Origin of the sequence: Stenotrophomonas sp. AS012628 (genome assembly GCF_010608305.1) — a bacterium.
GTDB lineage: Bacteria > Pseudomonadota > Gammaproteobacteria > Xanthomonadales > Xanthomonadaceae > Stenotrophomonas > Stenotrophomonas geniculata.
The window spans coordinates 1-248 of the sequence record NZ_VMBJ01000194.1; the positions used below are offsets into that span (position 1 = coordinate 1).

At 58.5% G+C, this 248-nt stretch carries 1 protein-coding gene; it reads left to right on the forward strand.

The genetic code is table 11. The annotated features are described in order from the left end of the window. A partial coding sequence (locus tag G5A07_RS21585) for an aminotransferase class I/II-fold pyridoxal phosphate-dependent enzyme (protein WP_191864008.1) occupies nucleotides 1-248 on the forward strand: 248 nt, incomplete at both ends.

Genomic DNA, 248 nt, shown 5'->3' on the forward strand with positions numbered 1-248 from the left:
GCCTATACCGGTGCGAAACACTGTATCAGCGTGGCGTCCGGTACGGACGCGCTGCTGATCGCACTGATGGCACTAGGGGTCGGGCGAGGTGACGAGGTCATCACTACGCCGTTTACATTCGTCGCGACAGCTGAAGTGATTGTTCTGCTCGGTGCGACTCCGGTTTTCGTCGATGTCGAGCCTGACACCTGCAACATCGACGCGGACAAAATTGAAGCGGCGATCACGTCGCGCACCAAGGCGATCAT